Consider the following 17,431-nt stretch of genomic DNA (forward strand, 5'->3'; position numbering starts at 1 on the left):
ACTGGGTGCAGCTGTGGCATTTGACCTTGGGTCCGCCTTGAGCGAGCCGAGCATCGCAGGGGCATCAGGGGCGAAGAGGCGCCGGTGTTTGAGCGCAGCGAGTTCGGCGCCGTCCCCTGATTCCCCGAGAAGCGCAGGGCACCGGTGCGTAGCACCGGCTCGCGCCCCGGCGGCGTGTTTCTTTGGTTACTTTCTTTGCACGAGCAAAGAAAGTGACACCTCTCCGCAGGCGGCGGAAACAACCCGCCGGGAACCCCCGGCGAACCCGATCAATCCTTGCCGCGCGCCATCGCCTGGAACACGCCATCGCGGCGCACCCACAGGTGGAACAGCGCCGCGCCCACGTGCATCAGCACCGTGGCGAACAGCACATAGGCCAGCAGGCTGTGCGCATTGCGCAGGGCGGCATACAGCGCCGGGGTGTGCGGCACGATCGGCGGCAGGTGCAGCCCGCCCCACAGCACGATCGGATAACCGCCGGCCGACAACATCGCCCAGCCGATCAGCGGCATCGCCAGCATCAGGGCGTACAGCATCCAGTGCGAGGCCTTGGCCGCCATCATCTGCCACGCAGGCAGGTCGGCCGGCAGCGGGGGCGGGCGATGGCGCAGCCGGTTGTACAGGCGCAGCAGCACCAGTACGCCGATGGCGATGCCGAGCGGGCGGTGCAGGTCGATCAGCATCGGCCGCAGGTGCAACGAGGCGACCATGGTCACGCCGATGAACAGCATGGCGATGATCATCAGCGCCATCGACCAGTGCAGCACCCGCGCCAGCGGGTTGAAGTGGCCATTGCCGGTGCTCATCGTGCCGCCTCCTTCGGTTGCTCGACGTTGCCGCTGGCGCGCTCGCGCTCGCGACGGTTGAAGGACTGCGAATACACCGCCGAGCGCGCTGCCAGGATCGGATCGTCACTGCCGCGCACACCACTGGGCAGTATCAGCGGATCGAAATTGATCTGGCCGCAGGCGCCCGCTTCCTGTGACTGCATCTGGTCCAGGCTGAGCACGCCGGCCACCACCTGGTCGCGTGACTCGGGCCACGGTACCGACGGATCATCGATGGCATCGCCGGGCTCGGCGGTGGTGACCACCAGGTTCCAGCGTACCGGGCCGCGGGCCAGGCGCTGCTGCAGTTCCTGGCTGAGGAAATCCACGCTGGCCCTGCTGCGGGTTTCCGCATCCATTTCCAGCACCGGCGCCTGCGGCTGCCAGCGCCAGCGCACCGCGCGCTTCTGGCCCTGTGCGTTGGTGAACCAGAAGCTGTTGACGCTGTTGAAGGTGGTGTCGGCCCAACTGCTGGTCCACGGTGCGCTCTTGGCCCACTGCTGGAACGCCTGCGCGCTGGGGTATTTCGCCAGCACCGCGGCCATCTTCTTGGGGTCGGGCTTGCCGGTGGCCGGGTCGGGAATGGAGGCGCGCGTCTGTTCGTAGAACGCCTCGGCATCGGGGACCGCGAAGAACGGGAAGCTGTTCATCGCCATCCGCCATTCCTGGCCATCATCGCTGACCATCTGCACGGCGAGGCTGCGTACGCGTGCGGTGTTGTCGGCGCCATAGGGGTCGCCGCCGCCGATCGACAGGCGGCCCATCACCGGCACGCGTTTCTGCGAGAACACCCGGGCACTGGACAGGGTGGGCGCCTGCGCGCTGGGCTCGAACCAGCCGCTCACGCAGACCCCCTTGCTGTGCGCACGGCGGAAGCCGGGGTGGGCCGGGCCGGTGGCTTCGATGGTGTCGGTGAAGCGCTGCGCGGTCAGGCGGCCACCGATCCAGCCGGCCAGCCAGGCGAAGGTCAGCGCGACCGCACCAAGGATGAGCGCGATCAGTGCGATCCAGAGCAGCGGCGAATGCGTGCGCGGTGCGCCTGGGGTCTGGCCAGCGCGGGTGTAGCGGAAGAGCGACATGGTCGGAGTCCTGCCTTCACGGAGCGTGTGGGTGGTCGACCCACACATCCTCGCAGAACCCGGCCGGGGCCGAAATTCAATTTTTCGTCAGATTTGCCGGGGACGGCGTGCCGACCAACGGTCGGCACCCACCCGATCAGCCGTAGCGCTGCTTCAGCATCGCCCACGCCGAGCGCAGCGCCAGCGCTTCGCCACCGGCCGGGCGGCCCGGGCGTTCACCGTCGTTCCAGGCGTATACGTCCAGATGCGCCCAGCGCTGGCCGTCTTCCAGGAAGCGCTCCAGGTACAGGGCCGCGGTCACCGAGCCGGCCATGCGCGATCCGGCGTTGGCCAGGTCGGCGATGCCGCTGCTCAGGTAGCGCAGGTACGGGCGCCACAATGGCATGCGCCAGACCGGGTCGCGGGTCGCGTCGCCGGCCTGCAGCCACTGCTGGGCCACGCTGTCGTCATTGCTGAAGAGTGCCGGCAGGTCCGGGCCGAGCGCGATGCGCGCGGCGCCGGTGAGGGTGGCGAAGTCCAGCACCAGGTCCGGCTTCTGTTCGCCAGCGAAGGTCAGGGCGTCGCACAGGATCACCCGGCCTTCGGCGTCGGTGTTGTCGATCTCCACGCTCAGGCCCTTGCGGGTGGCGATCACTTCGCCCGGGCGGAACGCATCCGGGCCGATCGCATTTTCCACCGCCGGCACCAGCAGGGTCAGGCGCACCGGCAGCCCGCGTGCCATCACCAGGCCGGCCAGGGCCAGTGCATGCGCGGCGCCGCCCATGTCCTTCTTCATGTTGCGCATGCCGTCGGCCGGCTTGATGTCCAGCCCACCGGTGTCGAAGCACACGCCCTTGCCGACCAGCACCAGCGCCGGGTCGGTGTCCTTGCCCCAGCGCAGCACCACCAGGCGCGGCGCGCGGTGCGAGGCGCGGCCGACGGCGTGGATGGCCGGGAAGTTCTGCTTCAGCAGCTCATCGCCGGTGATCGCCTCGACCTGCGCGCCATGCGCCTCGGCCAGAGCGCGCGCGGCGTCTTCCAGCTGCTGCGGGCCCATGTCTTCGGTCGGGGTGTTGACCCAGTCGCGCACGCGCAGGCTGGCGGCGATCAGATCAGCCACTTCGCCGCCCGGTGCGGCCACCAGCTGCGCCGGCGCACGGTTGCGCTTGCGGTAGCGGTCGAAGCGGTAGCTGCCCAGGCCCCAGCCCAGCTGCAGCAGCGCCTGTTCGGCGGCCGGCAGTTCACTGGCCAGCTGCCACACGCTGCCTTCCGGCAGTGCGTGCGGCGCATGTGCATAGCTGTAGGCATCGGCGCGATCGCCGACACCGATCACGGCACCGGCCAGGCCATCGGCACCCGGCAGCAGGGCCACGCTGTGCGCGCCGGCGGTGAAGCCCTGCGAGGCCAGCCAGGCCTGGGTGGCGGCCGGCTGGCCGTCCTTCCACGCGGCGAACTGCTCGCGGTCCAGCACATGCAGCGGCAGGGCTGCGGCGGTGTCGGTGGTGAAACCAGTGATCTCGCTCATGCGTCAGATACTCCGGGGTGCGGCGGCATCGAGGTTGGCATCCAACCAGTCGGCCAGGCCGGTGAGGGTGTCGAACTGCAGGTCCGGCTGCAGCTGCGGATGGGTCCAGGTGGCTGCTTCGCGGTTGATCCAGCACCCGCGCAGGCCAGCGGCGATCGCCCCGGCCACATCCATCTCGGCATGGTCGCCGACGTGCAGTACCTGTGCCGGCGCCACACCCAGGCGGGTGCAGGCGGCATGGAAGATGCTTGCCTCTGGCTTGGCCGCGCCATGTTCGCGCGCGCCCAGCTGGAAGGCGAAATGATGGGCCAGGCCGATCCGCTCCAGATCGGCGTTGCCATTGCTCAGTGCCGCCACCGGTACCCGCGCGGCGATGCGCGCCAGCGCGTCGATCGCATCGGGGTAGCACTCGACCTGGTTGCGCGCGGCATAGAACACTTCATAGGCCGGCTCCAGCAGCTCCAGGCTGGCCCCGCTGCTGTGCAGCGCTTCGTGCAGGGTCAGCCGGCGCAGTGCGCTCAGGTCATGGTGGAGGTGCGGATGGGCGTGATACAGGCGCTCGCGCAGTTCGCGCATCGCCACCACCGGATACATCGCGGCGGTGACAGGGCTGTGTTCGCGCATCCACTCGTGCAGGACCAGGTCGATGCGGGCGCCGATCGGAGCGAACGGCCACAGCGTGTCGTCAAGGTCGAGGGTGATGGCTTGGACGGGGAAATTCACCCCGCCATTCTACCCCCGCCCGGGCGGGCTTTCATTCCAGCAGGCGCGCCCAGCCCTGCATGCCGTCCAGCCGTGCCAGCACCAGCTTGATGCAGACCAGCAGCGGCACCGCCAGCAGCAGGCCGATCATGCCCCAGGCCCAGCCGAACACCATCAGCGCCAGGATCAGCACCAGCGGCGACAGTTTCATGCGCCGGCCGAGCACGATCGGGGTCACCAGCTGGCCCTCCAGGGTATGCAGGCCCAGGTAGGCGGCGGCCGGCAGCAGGGCCTGCAGCGGATCGCGGAACTCGACGAAGCCCATCAGCAGCATCAGCGCCACGCCGATCAGCGGGCCCACGTACGGGGCGAAATTCAGCAGCGCCGCCACCGTGCCCCATAGCAGGGCGTCCTGCAGGCTGATGCCGAACAGCATCAGCACGCCGGCGAAGACCAGGCCGACCAGGGTGTTGATCACGCTGATGGTCAGCACGTAGCGCGACACCTCGCGTTCGATCGAGCGCAGGATGTCACTGGTGAAGCGCTGCTGCTGGCGGTTCGGGAACAACGCGATTGCCGCGCGCTGCAGGTTCTGCCCGTAGATCATGAAGAACAGGGTCAGCAGCACCACCGCCAGCACCGAGGCGGCCAGCCGTGGCGCGCGGGTCAGCATGCGGTACGGGTCGTCGAGCTGGGTGCGGATCACCTGCACCTTGTGGTTGCTGTCGCCGCCGGCGACGCGGGCGAAGTTCTCCGCAGCCTGGTTGGCCTGCTGCACCGGCTTGGTCAGGTCCTGCACCTGGCGGGCAACCTTGCGCAGCTGCTGCGGTGCTTCCTGCGCCCATTCCATCGCCGGGCCGATCAGTTGCACCGCAAGTGCGCCGGTCACGCCCAGGCCGGCGCCGAGGACCAGCAGTGCGCCCAGCGCACGCGGAATCCACAGTTTCTGCAGCAGGCGCAGGATCGGGTTGCCGACCAGGGCGAAGAACACCGCCAGCAGCACCGGCAGGATGATGTCCTGTGCTGCCCACAGCGTGTAACCCACCGCCAGGGTGGCCAGTACCACCAGTGACATCGGCCCGCGCGGGCGTGACGGTGGCGGCAACGCTGGCTCGGGAATCTCGGCGCCGGCCGCTGGCGGGGACAGGAGGGGGTCGCTCATCGATGCATCAGCCGGAACCGGAAAAGGAAGCGCATTATCCGCCGGCCGCGACCGGCGCGGCGGATTCCAGGGATCAACGTTCGGACAGTTCGGTGGCCGCTTCGGCCGGGCGCGGTTCGCGCAGTTCCGGTTCGGTGCCGGGCGCTGGCGCCGTCGCCGCCCGTGCCGTGGAGGCCGCGGCAGCCGACTGTGCCTGCTCGCTGGCGTCGTCGGCTTCTTCGGCCGCATCGTCGGCGCTGGCTGCGGCCTGCGCCGCCATCGCCGTGGCGAACGCGGCCTGTGCGCTGGCGAACAGGTTCGAGACCGAACCCACCATCTGCAGCCAACGGGCACCGTTGACCTTGCCCGGTACCTCCAGCTTGCCGGCGATGAAGCCACCGGCCAGACCGACCACCACGATGCGCAGCGGCGACCAGCCCTGGCGCCAGACCTGGCTGAGCGTGGACCAGTGGTCCTGGGTCTCGCCCAGGCGAACGGTCACCACCTGTTCGCAGCGCTTCACCCGCCGCTGCAGTGCACCGAACTTCATGGCTTGCCCTCCGGCAGCTGCACGCCGGCATCCGGATCGTCCTCGCTGGGCTCGTCGAACAGGCCCAGGCGTGACAGCTGGCGCCGGGTCGCGTGCATGCCGGTGTGGTGGAAGAAGTACGACACCCGCCAGATGGCATAGACGGTGACCGCCAGGCTCAGCAGCGAGGTGATCAGCAGGGCCTGCAGCCAGCTCAGGCCCCAGCTCTGCAGCAGGGCGATGAGGGTGGCGGCCATCAGCAGCCAGGCTGAGGCCCCGAATACGATCGCCACGCCGGCCCAGGCCAGCGCACGACCGAACGCACTGCGTGCCAGCGCGAAGTCGGCCGAGGCCAACCGGCGCAGCGAACGCAGGGTGTGCTTGGCCGAATCGGCGGCGGCACGGCCGGCCGCGCCGACCTGGCGGATGCTCTCATCCAGCGGCGGGGTCGCCGCCGGATCAGGCGCTTGCGCGTTGTCTTCGCTCACGCCGCGGCTTACTTGTCGCTGCTGCCGCGGGCCAGCTTGGCGATGATCCAGCCGGCAGCGAAGGCGACGCCGAACGAGGCCAGCGGACGTTCACGGATCAGCTCGGCGGCGCTGTCGATCAGGTCCTTGCCCTTGTCCATCAGCGCGTCGACCTGTTCCTTGGCGGCAGCACCACCGAACTCGGCAGCGGCCAGGCCGGACAGTGCGCTGTCGGACAGCTCGGCCTTGACGTTGGCCTTGCCGATGCGCAGTTCATCGGTGGCGGCACCGGTGGCGCCCTTGATCGCACCGCCGGCAGCGCTGGCGGCCTGCTTCAGGTGGGAACCGGCTTCACCCAGGTGTTCCTTCAGGTTCTCGGTATTGGTGGGGCTCATCGAATCACTCCTGTTGCGATGGGGGAACGGGTGTCGGCGGTGCCGACCTGGACTGACAGCAATAGCATTGCCGGGGTATAGGGGGTGTTACGGCTGGGCGATCAGCGCATCACGAGCTGGCCCTGCTGCTGGCCGTTGTTGCGCAGCACGCGCAGCACCAGGGTCGGCGGGCGTTGCTGGAAATTGGCGCGCCAGCTGGCCAGGTCGGCGAATTCACCCACGGTGGCATCGGTGATGATGTCGCCCTGCTGCAGGCCGTTGCTCGCGGCGCGGCTGCCGCGCTTGACCTCGCTGACCAGCACGCCGCCCACGCCGGACTGGCGCAACGACTCGGGCAGATCGACGAAGGTGGCGCCGCCCAGGCGCGGGTCCAGGCTGTCGCCGCTGACCGCGCGCGCCTGTTCCTTCAGCGTCGCCTTGACCTGCAGCGGCTTGCCTTCGCGGCGCACCTCCAGTGCCAGCGGGCTGCCCACTGCGGCCAGGCCCTCGACGTTGTGCAGGGCTTCGGCACTGTCCACGCGCTGGCCGTTGGCCGATACCACCACGTCGCCCGGCTTCAGGCCGGCGGCTGCGGCCGCCGAACCGGCCAGCACGCGGGTGATCAGCGCGCCACGGGTTTCACCCAGGCCCAGTCCCTGTGCGATCTGCGCGGTCAGGTTCTGGCTCTCCACGCCCAGCGTGCCGCGCACCACCACGCCATGCTTGACCAGCTGGTCAACCACGCTGCGCGCCAGGTTGGACGGAATCGCCAGGCCGAGGCCGATGTTGCCGGCCATGCTGCCCTGCGGGTTGAAGCTGGCGGTATTGATGCCGACCAGCTGGCCCTGCAGGTCGACCAGCGCGCCACCGGAATTGCCCGGGTTGATCGAGGCATCGGTCTGGATGAAGTTCTGGTAGCCCAGCCCACGGATGCCGCTGCGGCCCACCGCCGAGACGATGCCGGAGGTGACCGTCTGGCTGAAGCCGAACGGGTTGCCGATCGCCACCACGAAGTCGCCGACGCGCAGCTGGTCGCTGTTGCCGAGCTTGATGTCGGTCAGGTTCTGCGCCGGGATGCGGATCAGTGCGATGTCGGTATCGCGGTCCGAACCGAGGAACTCGGCCTTGACCGTACGCCCGTCGGCCAGTGTCACCTGCACGTCATCGGCGTTCTCGATGACATGGTGGTTGGTCAGCACCAGGCCCTCCTTGGCGTCGATGATCACCCCGGAACCGAGCGATTCGTTGATGCGCTCCTGCGGGATGTCCGGGAACAGGCGGCGGAAGAACGGGTCGTTGAAGAACGGGTTGCGCACCCGCACCACCTGCTTGGTGTTGACGCTGACCACGGCCGGCATCGCCTTCTCCAGCATCGGCGCCAGCGACGGCACCGCCTGCCCGGCGACCGAGGCCGGCAACGCTGCCGTGGTCGGCAGTACCGTCGGCAACGGAGCGGCATCGGCACGGTTGTCCAGGTGGGCATTGAGGCCGGTGGCAACGAAGCCACCAAAGGCGGCGGCGATTGCGAGCGTGAGCAGGGTGGGAAGCGGTCGCATGGGAGTCGGTTCGCTGGCGTGGGTGGGGGCGGTTCGGCCCTACGTTAGAACAAGCTGAATGAGTGTGTCGCGATCTGGATAAATGCGCCATGAAAACGGCCCGTTCCGCGGGCGGTTGCCGGGGGCGCAAAGCGGGTGCTGGCGACATCCGCGCCGACGATGCCTGCACCACCGCAGGCCACCGCACGCCACGTGGACACAGACCGATACTTGCGCAGTTCCGCGCAACCGGGTGCCGCAATGCGCCACAACGCGCACCGGTGGCTCTACCCGCGCCGGTGTACGCAAGCACCGTCATGGCGCACGCGGCACGCGTGGCGTAGCGCTTAAAAAAAGGGGTTTCCTGAAAACCCACCGCGTGCGCCGGGGCATTGGGCTACACCATTGCCGTCGCAGCAGATGCGATTGCTGGCGCATGCCCCGTTCCACGATCGTCAATGTCGGTATAGCATCGCCCCGTTTTGATACTTAAGGCCCGCAGGAGGGCAACATGAGCAACGGTAATGGTGTGTCGGTCGTGACCGACGCCGTCGAGAACGTCAAAGAAGCCGCCACCAATGTCGGCGAGACCATCGCCCACGCTGCCGAGGACGCAGTGAAGTCGGTCAAGAAGACCGTCAAGCGCGCCACCAAGGCTGCCGGTACCCGCGTTGCCAAGGCCAAGAAGGCCGTGGCCAAGGTCGAGAAGACCGTTGCCAAGAAGGCCGAGAAGGCTGCCAAGTCGGTCGGCAAGACCGTTGCCAAGGCCAAGAAGAAGCTGGAAGCCGCCAAGAACAACGCCAAGGCCGAAGCCGCTGCCCTGAAGAAGGAAGTGGCCAAGAAGAAGGCTGCTGCCGGCAAGGCTGTGACCAAGAAGGCCGCCGCTGCCAAGAAGACCACCAAGGCTGCCACCAAGGCCGCCGGCAAGAAGGTCGCCACCGTGAAGAAGGCTGCCACCAAGAAGGCTGCCGTCGCGAAGAAGACCGTTGCCAAGAAGGCTGCGGCCGCCAAGAAGGTGGTCGGCAAGAAGGTCGCCACCGCCAAGAAGGCTGTGGCCAAGAAGAGCGTCGCCGCCAAGAAGGTCGCCGGCAAGAAGGCCGTGGCTGCGAAGAAGGCTGTCGGCAAGAAGGTTGCCGCCACCAAGAAGGTCGCTACCAAGAAGACCGCTGCTGCCAAGAAGGTTGTCGGCAAGAAGGTTGCCGCCACCAAGAAGGTCGCCACCAAGAAGACCGCTGCTGCCAAGAAGGTTGTCGGCAAGAAGACCGCCGTCGCCAAGAAGGCGGTTGGCAAGAAGGTCGCCGCTACCCGCAAGGCTGTCGCCAAGAAGGCTGCACCGCTGAAGAAGGTCGCCGCCAAGAAGGCTCCGGCCAAGAAGGCGCCGGTCAAGGCTGTGCGCAAGGTCGCCAAGCGCAAGTAATCGCGTTGCGACAGAAGGCCCTTCCGCCCACCGGCGGGAGGGCCTTTCGCGTTTCAGGGGCGGCGGATGGGGCAAGATGCAGGTTCTTCCCGCCGGAGTCCCGACCATGCGTGGTATCGACTTCAGTTCCTGGCAGGGCGTGTTGTCCACGTTGGCCGGCCTGGTCCTGATCACCCTGCTGGGCGTGGGTATCCGCCTGCTGGTGATGCAGACCCTGCAGCAGCGCCGCGAGCGCGAGAACCGGCAGATCAACGAACGCCTGCGCACGTTGATGGCGGCCTACAAGACCCTCGGTGGCTCGTTCACCGGTGACCTGGGCGTCGATCCCAGCCATCGCCGCGACCTGCGCCTGCGCGAGGATGCGGAAGGCATCGCCGAGCCGCGCTCGGATCGTGCACGTCGCATCCGCGACGCCGTGGAAGCGGCGCTGTCGGACATCCTGCTGCTCGGCACCGATGAACAGGTGCGGCTGGCCGCGCGCGCTGCCAACGAGCTGGCGCAGGGACGGCCGGTGCACACCCATGCCCTGGTGGTCTCGCTGCGCGACTTCGTACGCGGGGCGCTGGACCTTGCGCCGATCCCGGCCGATCTGCAGATTCCACCGCAGGGGCCGACCCGGCCCGGTGCCAGCGGTGGCGGCAAGGGCCGCAACGACGGCGACGCCAAGGGCGGCCGGGCTGGCGGTGGCAGTGGAGGTGGCGGAGGCGGCGGAATGGGAGCTGGCATGGGTCTCGGTGCCGGCGCCGCACTGGGCGCCGGCCATGCCTCTTCCAGCGATGAAGCGGACGCGCGCTGAGCGCGGCCGCCGGGCTCAGCGGGTCAGTTCGTAGATCGGCACGAAGCCGCCGAAGATCATCCGCGCGCCGTCGAACGGCATCGGATTCTTCTCCGGGTCCAGCCGCGGGTCTTCCATCATCTTCTTCATGCCGGCGTCGCGGGTCGCCTTGTCCGGCCACTCGATCCAGGAAAACACCACCGTTTCATCCGGCGTGGCTTTCACCGCACCGAAGAAGTCGGTGGTCTTGCCGTGCGGCACGTCATCGCCCCAGCATTCGACCACGCGCAATGCGCCGTACTCGAGGAACACCACATCACCACTGCGTGCGTGGGCGAGGAACTTCTCCTTGTTGGCGGTGGGCACCGCCAGCACGAAACCATCGATGTAGCTCATTGCCTGTCTCCTGGGTGGACCGTGCCGCATGCACGGCCTTCATGTAACCGACGAACCCGGGCGGCGTGGATCGACATCGTGCCTGGGCCTGTTCAGCCAGGGCCGCCGGGCAGCGGCGCCAGCAGCGTATCCGGCGGTTGCTGGCCGGCCAGGTGGCGCACGAAGTAGTCCCACATGCGGTGCGTGTAGGTGGCGTCGTTGCGGAACAACTCATGGTCCTGGCGGGCCAGGTACAGCAGGTCGTATCCGCGCTGGGCCTGGTTCAGCGCGGCGGCCAGCTGCAGGGTCAGCGCAGGCGGCGCGTTCTCGTCCAGCTCGCCATAGACCAGCATCAGATGGCCGCGCAGGTTGCCGGCCAAGGCTGCATTGTCGAGTCCGGCAAAGGGCGCCGGCACGCCATCGGCCATGGCCGTGGCCGGCAGCACGCCCGCAAACAGCCGGTCCATGCCATGCACCGCCCCGCCGTACATACCCTGGAAGTTGTGGCTGCCGGCCGAGGCCACGCCCACCTTGTAGAAGGCGGGGTAGCGCAGCAGGGCGCGTGCTGCGCTGTAGCCACCAAACGAATGCCCGTAGATGCCCACGCGCTGCAGATCGATGCCCGGGTAGCGTTGGCCCAGCTGGCGCAGTGCGGCCACGTGGTCATCCAGCTGCACATCGGCGCCCTGCAGGAAGCTGCTGTCATGGAACGTCCTGTCGCGGCCGCCGGTGCCGCGGGCATCGATGCTGACCACCACGAAGCCGAGTTCGGCCAGGCTGGCCCGCGATACCGGATTCAAGGCCGACACCGCCTCGGCATAGGTCACCGGCGCATTGCTGACGAAGGAGCCGCCGTACATCGCATCGATCACCGGGAAACGGCCGTCATCGCGGTAGTCGCGTGGCAGGTAGACCGTGGCGAAGACCGGCGTGTGCCCGTCGGCGGCCAGCAGCCGTTCGCGCCGCGGCGGGCGCCACCCTGCGGCAACCACCGCGTGGTTGTCTGCCGCTTCCAGCAGCAGCACTTCGCGGCCGCTGTCACTGGCACGCAGCACCGTGCGAGGAGGCTGCGTGAGACTGGAGACGGTATCCACCAGGTAGTCGCCACGGGGCGACACGGCGCGTGCTGGGCGTCCTCCGAACAGAGTGCTGGTACCGGCATCGGCCATGTGATCGTTGCCATCGGCGGCCAGGCGCTGGATCGGCCCGCCTTGCAGCGATACCCGGTACAGGCCACGCACGTAGGGATCGCCAGCGTCGACGCCACCGGCACTGAAGTACACCCAGCCACCTGCCGCATCCACCCCCAGCAGGTCACGCACTACCCATGGGCCGCGGGTCAGCTGGCGCAGCAGCTTGCCGTCGGAAAGACGCACCCGGTACAGATGGCCGCGGCCATCGCGCTGCGAGAACCACACGGCGGTGTCCTGCCCGGGCAGGATCGCTACCGCCGGCCGGTTGTACGAATACACGTTGAGCTGCATGCGGGTCTCGCTGGCTTCCTCCAGCACGGTGCGCACTGCACCGCTGGCGGCCTCGATCTCCACCAGGCGCAGGCGGCGCGGCGCGCCGAAGTGCGCGATCGCGGCGTACAGGCGGTCACCGTCCCAGCCCAGGATGCCGGCCTCGGCCAAGGTGTTCCAGCCTTCGGGCAGGGCGATGTCATGCTGCCTGCCGCTGCGGGAATCCACCACATACAGGCTGTCGCGTACCTGCTGGCTGTCGCCCAGCAGCCCCAGCTTCACCGTGTGCAGGCGCGGGCGTGCACCGTTGCCCGGGCTGCTTTCCAGATAGGGGTAGTCCTGCAGCGCACGCTCGTCGAAGCGGATGCCGGCCACGTAGCGACCGTCCGCTGACCAGCCGACCGCGAACGGGCGCACCGGCATCCGGCCCTGGCGGCGTGGAATGCCGCGCAGGCTGAAGTCTGGCAGTACGCCATAGCCATGACCGGCTTCACCGCCGGTGGTGAGCGCGCGTGCTGGCGTTGCGGGCGACTGCAGCCACAGATTGTTGTCGCGTACCTGCAGCCAGGCATCGCCAGCGGGCGAGGGCAGTGCATCGGCCGCTGCCATGGCGCCCTGCGAACGCACGCAGTGCCAGCGTGGCCATTGGCAATCGATCGGCATCTCACCGCTGAAACGCAGCTGCAGGCCATCCCCGGTCAGCTGGATATTGGCCAGGCGCAGGCGTGGCCCGCTGGCACCGAGGGGGGCAACTGCGCTGTCCAGTGCGGCAGGCTCGAACAGGACCTGGCGGGCAGCCCGTGCCGGATCAACCAAGACCGCCTGGCGCCGGCCCAGCGCGTCTTCGCGTTCATACCAGAAGCGCCCATCGGCCAGCCAGTTCGGCACGACCGAGGCATTGCGCAGCGCACCGCGCAGATGGCTGTCGTGCACGCGTTCGGCGCGCTGGTAGTCGGCCGCCTGCAGCGCATGTACCGGGTGCAGTGGGAACAGGGCAGCGCATGCCACAAGGGCGGCGCGAACGGGCATCCACAACGGATCGGGCACGTGCAAGGCAACCTCCTGTTGCAATCGTCGATGGAGACAAATGCACGCGCGCCGCGCGCGTATGCCAGAGCCAGCCTGAATCAAGCCCAAAAATTCAGCAATGCGAAAACGGCTGTTTTCAGGGAACGTTGTGGCGAATAACGGAGAATTTACATTTCCGATGCGATGGCGCCCTGGCGCTGCTGCACACCATAAGAAAGTAAAGGTGTACCCCCATGAAGAATTCGCTGATTGCTCTGGCCCTGGCCGCTGCCCTGCCGTTCACCGCTTCGGCTGCTGAGAACCTGTCCTACAACTACGCTGAAGCCGACTATGCCAAGACCGACGTCGACGGCATCAAGGCTGATGGTTGGGGCGTGAAGGGTTCCTACGGCTTCCTGCCGAACTTCCACGCTTTCGGCGAGTACAACCGCCAGGAAATCGACCACACCAACATCAAGGTTGACCAGTGGAAGATCGGTGCCGGCTACAACGTCGAAATCGCTCCGTCGACCGACTTCGTGGCCCGCGTTGCCTACCAGAAGTTCGATCGCAAGCACGGCCTGGACTTCAACGGCTACAGCGCTGAAGCCGGTATCCGCACCGCCTTCGGTGCCCACGCCGAGGTCTACGGCATGGTCGGCTACGAAGACTACGCCAAGAAGCACGGCGTCAACATCGACGGCCAGTGGTACGGTCGCCTGGGTGGCCAGGTCAAGCTGAACCAGAACTGGGGCCTGAACGGCGAGCTGAAGATGAACCGCCACGGCGACAAGGAATACACCGTCGGCCCGCGCTTCAGCTGGTAATTGCCTCCTCGGCGCGCATGCGCGCTGAAGATGCCTCAACAGGCCCGGCCCATGCCGGGCCTGTTGCGTTTGCGCGGCGTGCAGACGGAACGCCCCGCTGGCCTGCGCTGCGCCCCGGCCGGGCATTGCAAGGAATTGGATACCGCCACTGCAGGCGCCGCTCTAGGGTGAGCGTTCCCTGTTGCTGGACCCGCTGCCAATGCCGCCCGCACCTTCGCCCCGGCATCCTCTTCGGCCACGACGCGTGGCGGTGCTGGATCCGCATCCGGTACTGCGGTTGGGCGTGGAAGTGCTGCTGCGTCCGCACAGCAACCTGCGGGTGGCAGCGAGCCTGTCCTGCGAAGGAGACCTGCTGCAGCTGCTTGAGCGCAACCCGACCGGTATTGACCTGGTGGTGGTGGACGCCTTGCCGCTGGGTGACCAGGGCGATGGATTGGCCCTGCTGCGCGAACTGTCACGGCGCTGGCCGGCGTTGCCGGTACTGGTGCTCTCGGCATACTGCAATGCCAGCACGGTAACCAGCGCCATGCGTGCCGGAGCACGCGGCTTCCTGTCCAAATCGACCCCGCCGGAGTGGTTGCTGCGCGCGATCAATGTGGTGGCCCGAGGAGGGCGCTTCGTGCCCCCGGAGCTGCGCGCGGAGCTGCGGTTGCCGCACGCGCGAAACACCCGGCTCCCGGTGCTGACGCCGTTGAGCCCGCGTGAGCGGCAGGTGCTCGGCCTGGTGCTGAAGGGTGAAACCACCAGCGAAATAGCCGAGCGCTGGGGCCGCTCGCCGAGCACGGTCAGCTCGCAGAAGAGCGCGGCCTACCGCAAGCTCGGCATCCGCGGCGACTGTGATCTGTTCCGCTTCCGCCACCTGCTCGAATGCGGTTGAACGGGCTTACTCGCCCTGGTACTGCTTCTCTTCCACCAGCGCCGAACCGGCCACGCGGTTGATCTCGTTCTTCACCTGCACGCGCTCGCCATTGGTGCCATAGACGCCGCGTGCCAGCTGGATGAACGCATCATCGAACACCTGCGCCGCTTCCTTGTCGCGCAACTGGTCCTGGATGTCCCACATGCGCTCGTTGATCGCCTTCAGCTGCTGCTTCAGCGCAGCCAGGGCCGGCTGTGCCTGCAGCTGCTGCTGCAGCAACGGCAGCAGGCCGTCCAGCTCGGTGCGCACGTTGGCCAGCTTGGCGGCATCGTCGATGCGCTCGGCCTTGATCTCGAGAATGGTGATCTTGTCGATCAGCTCGCCGATCGATACCGGGGTCAGGATGGCGTCCACGCGGTTGGTTCCTGGAAACAAGGCACCATGATACCGCGCCGCTGGCGTGCGGCCCCGCCATGCGGGATTTACGCCGAATTTGCGCGCACAGCCGGGCTGCACCCTCGATCCGTTACGGCCCTGCCGCCGACACTGCCGTCCCGGCGGCGTGACCGCCTTCGACGAGGAAAACAGTGCAGTGAACAGCAAGGGGATGATGGCGGCGATGGTGGCCGCCCTGGCAGGGCTGCTGGGAATCGGCAGTGCGCAGGCGCAGGTACAGGTCAACGGCAATGCGGCATTGACCAGCGATTACGTGTGGCGCGGCAGCTCGCAGAGCGATGGAGACCCGGCGGTGCAGGCGGGTGCCAAGGTTTCGATCGGGTCGGGCTGGTATGCCAGCGTGTGGGGCTCCAGTGTCTCGTTCAAGCCGGACAATGGTGCGCGCAGCGAGTTCGACCTGGTGGCCGGCTGGTCCGGGGCACTGGCCCCGGACTGGTCGCTGGATGCGAACCTGACCCGCTATGTGTACCCGGGTACCGGCCGCGCGCTGGACTGGACCGAGCTCAATACGACGTTGACCTGGAAGCAGCGTGCCTGGCTGCAGCTGGCGCATTCCAGCGACGCACTGGCCGGGGGCCATCGCGGCACCTATGCCCAGCTGGGGCTGCGCGTGCCGCTGCACGAGCGGTTCCGCCTGGAGGCGGCGGTGGGCCAGTACTGGCTGGCCACCGCACAGGGCCCGGATTACCTGCATGGCCAGCTCAGTGCCGTTGCCACGCTGGCGCCGGCCTGGGAGCTGCGCGCTACCGTGCACGACACCGACACTGCGGCCAAGCGACTGTTCCCGGGCAATGCCGGTGGGCGCTGGGAGCTGGCGCTGCAGGGCAGCTTCTAGTTCGGCGCCGTGGCCTGGCGCGCGCGCAGCGCGCCGGGCAGCCACAACAGCAGGGCCAGTACCGCAACGGCGGCGCCGGCCAGGCAGACACCGGTCCAGCCGAAGCGCTGGTAGACCTGCGCGGACAGCAGCGACCCCAGTGATCCGCCGATGAAGTAGCCGGTCATGTAGCCGGCATTGAGGCGGTTGCGCGCCGCCGGTTGCAGCGCATAGATGAGGTTCTGGTTGCTGACGTGCAGCAGCTGTGCCGCCAGGTCCAGCACCACCACGCCGACCAGCAGCGCCAGCAGCGACTGTGCGGAAAGCCCCAGCGGCAGCCACGACAGCAGCAACAGCAACAGCGCGATGGCGGTGGCACGACCGGTCTGGCCACGGTCGGACATGCGCCCGGCCAGGCCGGCCGCCAGGGTGCCGGCTGCACCGACCAGCCCGAACAGGCCGATGGTGGCGTCGCTGTAGGCGTAGGGCGGTTGGGCCAGCAGGAACGCCAGCGGCGTCCAGAAGATGGCGAACATGGCGAAGCTGCAGGCACCGAGCAGGGTGCGCTGGCGCAGCACCGGTTCCTGCACGAACAGCACGCCGATCGAGCGCAGCAACGCGAAGTAGCCCAGGCCGGCGCTGTGGTGGAAGCGCGGCAGGCCGCGCTGCAGTGCCAGCGCGGTCAGCACCAGGGTGGCGGCGGCGATGGCATACACCAGGCGCCAGTCGCCCAGGCTGGAAAGCAGGCCGGCCACGGTGCGTGCCAGCAGGATGCCAAGCAGCAGGCCACTCATCAGCGTGCCGACCACGCGGCCACGATGCTCGGGTGCGGCCAGCGTGGCCGCGAACGGCACCAGCACCTGCGCCACCACCGAGAACAAGCCGGTGATCGCGGTGCCCACCAGCAGCCAGGCCAGTGACGGGGCGCAGGCACTGATCACCAGGCCGATGGCCGACAGCAGGCTCATGACCACGATCAGGCGGCGCCGCTCGAACAGGTCACCCAGCGGCACCAGCAGGATCAGCCCGGCGGCATAGCTCAGCTGCGCGGCGGTGACCACCATGCCGACCTGGCCGAACGGCACCCCGAAGGCATCGGCGATGGTGTGCAGCAGCGGCTGCGCATAGTAGTTGCTGGCGACCGCAACGCCGGTGGCGACCGACATCAGCAGTACCTGCCAGCGGTGCAGGGGGGGAAGGGTGGGGCTCACGCGGTGTTCCAGGAAGCGGGGTGTACAGTGTCCGCCTGCTGCAGGCATGATGGAAATGAATCATCATC

The 17,431-nt window shown here is 68.1% G+C and carries 18 protein-coding genes; 5 read left to right on the forward strand and 13 right to left on the reverse strand.

The window, feature by feature from the left end; all coding sequences use genetic code 11:
• Nucleotides 1–269 precede the first annotated feature (269 nt).
• From Q0P60_RS07555 to Q0P60_RS07595, 9 genes are all read right to left on the reverse strand, one after another.
• Nucleotides 270–806 (reverse strand): cytochrome b, encoded by a 537-nt coding sequence (locus Q0P60_RS07555; protein WP_294990486.1) that lies wholly within the window; start codon nucleotides 804–806, stop codon nucleotides 270–272.
• Nucleotides 803–1,906 carry a catalase family peroxidase gene (locus tag Q0P60_RS07560; protein ID WP_294990489.1) on the reverse strand — a complete coding sequence of 368 codons (1,104 nt, stop codon included), beginning with the start codon at nucleotides 1,904–1,906 and terminating at the stop codon, nucleotides 803–805. The genes Q0P60_RS07555 and Q0P60_RS07560 overlap by 4 nt, the downstream gene beginning before the upstream one ends.
• A gap of 136 nt (nucleotides 1,907–2,042) precedes the next feature.
• Nucleotides 2,043–3,410: a M17 family metallopeptidase gene (locus Q0P60_RS07565; RefSeq protein ID WP_294990492.1), complete on the reverse strand. Its 1,368-nt coding sequence runs from the start codon at nucleotides 3,408–3,410 to the stop codon at nucleotides 2,043–2,045.
• A gap of 3 nt (nucleotides 3,411–3,413) precedes the next feature.
• Nucleotides 3,414–4,133: an HAD-IA family hydrolase gene (locus Q0P60_RS07570; RefSeq protein ID WP_294990495.1), complete on the reverse strand. Its 720-nt coding sequence runs from the start codon at nucleotides 4,131–4,133 to the stop codon at nucleotides 3,414–3,416.
• A gap of 31 nt (nucleotides 4,134–4,164) precedes the next feature.
• Complete coding sequence (locus Q0P60_RS07575; RefSeq protein WP_294990498.1) at nucleotides 4,165–5,274, reverse strand: AI-2E family transporter; 1,110 nt, start codon at nucleotides 5,272–5,274, stop codon at nucleotides 4,165–4,167.
• 73 nt (nucleotides 5,275–5,347) lie between these two features.
• Nucleotides 5,348–5,803: a protein sip-5 gene (locus Q0P60_RS07580; protein ID WP_294990501.1), complete on the reverse strand. Its 456-nt coding sequence runs from the start codon at nucleotides 5,801–5,803 to the stop codon at nucleotides 5,348–5,350.
• Nucleotides 5,800–6,270 carry a phage holin family protein gene (locus Q0P60_RS07585; protein ID WP_294990504.1) on the reverse strand — a complete coding sequence of 157 codons (471 nt, stop codon included), beginning with the start codon at nucleotides 6,268–6,270 and terminating at the stop codon, nucleotides 5,800–5,802. Before Q0P60_RS07585 ends, Q0P60_RS07580 begins: the two co-directional genes overlap by 4 nt.
• Nucleotides 6,271–6,278: 8 nt before the next feature.
• On the reverse strand, nucleotides 6,279–6,644 hold the full coding sequence (locus tag Q0P60_RS07590; protein ID WP_010486932.1) for a hypothetical protein: 366 nt from the start codon (nucleotides 6,642–6,644) through the stop codon (nucleotides 6,279–6,281).
• Between the two features lie 101 nt (nucleotides 6,645–6,745).
• Complete coding sequence (locus tag Q0P60_RS07595) at nucleotides 6,746–8,179, reverse strand: Do family serine endopeptidase (RefSeq protein WP_294990508.1); 1,434 nt, start codon at nucleotides 8,177–8,179, stop codon at nucleotides 6,746–6,748.
• 490 nt (nucleotides 8,180–8,669) lie between these two features.
• On the opposite strand from Q0P60_RS07595, the gene Q0P60_RS07600 reads away from it, so the two are divergent.
• On the forward strand, nucleotides 8,670–9,575 hold the full coding sequence (locus tag Q0P60_RS07600) for a histone (protein ID WP_294990510.1): 906 nt from the start codon (nucleotides 8,670–8,672) through the stop codon (nucleotides 9,573–9,575).
• 106 nt (nucleotides 9,576–9,681) lie between these two features.
• Nucleotides 9,682–10,371, forward strand: coding sequence for a hypothetical protein (locus tag Q0P60_RS07605; RefSeq protein ID WP_294990513.1), 690 nt, complete (start codon nucleotides 9,682–9,684; stop codon nucleotides 10,369–10,371).
• A 15-nt stretch (nucleotides 10,372–10,386) separates the two neighbouring features.
• Here the strand turns inward: Q0P60_RS07605 and Q0P60_RS07610 are convergent, their stop codons facing one another.
• Both Q0P60_RS07610 and Q0P60_RS07615 read right to left on the reverse strand, forming a co-directional pair.
• Nucleotides 10,387–10,746, reverse strand: a complete 360-nt coding sequence (locus Q0P60_RS07610; RefSeq protein WP_294990516.1) for a DUF1428 domain-containing protein — start codon at nucleotides 10,744–10,746, stop codon at nucleotides 10,387–10,389.
• Between the two features lie 92 nt (nucleotides 10,747–10,838).
• On the reverse strand, nucleotides 10,839–13,241 hold the full coding sequence (locus Q0P60_RS07615; protein WP_294990519.1) for a DPP IV N-terminal domain-containing protein: 2,403 nt from the start codon (nucleotides 13,239–13,241) through the stop codon (nucleotides 10,839–10,841).
• A gap of 209 nt (nucleotides 13,242–13,450) precedes the next feature.
• On the opposite strand from Q0P60_RS07615, the gene Q0P60_RS07620 reads away from it, so the two are divergent.
• Complete coding sequence (locus Q0P60_RS07620; protein ID WP_294990522.1) at nucleotides 13,451–14,023, forward strand: Ax21 family protein; 573 nt, start codon at nucleotides 13,451–13,453, stop codon at nucleotides 14,021–14,023.
• 199 nt (nucleotides 14,024–14,222) lie between these two features.
• Nucleotides 14,223–14,900 (forward strand): response regulator transcription factor, encoded by a 678-nt coding sequence (locus Q0P60_RS07625; RefSeq protein WP_294990526.1) that lies wholly within the window; start codon nucleotides 14,223–14,225, stop codon nucleotides 14,898–14,900.
• A 6-nt stretch (nucleotides 14,901–14,906) separates the two neighbouring features.
• Here Q0P60_RS07625 and Q0P60_RS07630 read toward each other — a convergent pair whose 3' ends face one another.
• Nucleotides 14,907–15,296, reverse strand: coding sequence for a DUF6165 family protein (locus Q0P60_RS07630; RefSeq protein WP_046984111.1), 390 nt, complete (start codon nucleotides 15,294–15,296; stop codon nucleotides 14,907–14,909).
• Between the two features lie 178 nt (nucleotides 15,297–15,474).
• On the opposite strand from Q0P60_RS07630, the gene Q0P60_RS07635 reads away from it, so the two are divergent.
• Entirely contained in the window at nucleotides 15,475–16,173 is a 699-nt protein-coding gene (locus tag Q0P60_RS07635) for a TorF family putative porin (protein WP_294990533.1), read from the forward strand.
• Here the strand turns inward: Q0P60_RS07635 and Q0P60_RS07640 are convergent.
• Nucleotides 16,170–17,318, reverse strand: a complete 1,149-nt coding sequence (locus Q0P60_RS07640) for an MFS transporter (RefSeq protein WP_345780321.1) — start codon at nucleotides 17,316–17,318, stop codon at nucleotides 16,170–16,172. The genes Q0P60_RS07635 and Q0P60_RS07640 overlap by 4 nt on opposite strands.
• Nucleotides 17,319–17,431: the final 113 nt, after the last annotated feature.

Origin of the sequence: uncultured Stenotrophomonas sp., from assembly GCF_945952405.1 — a bacterium.
Lineage (GTDB): Bacteria > Pseudomonadota > Gammaproteobacteria > Xanthomonadales > Xanthomonadaceae > Stenotrophomonas.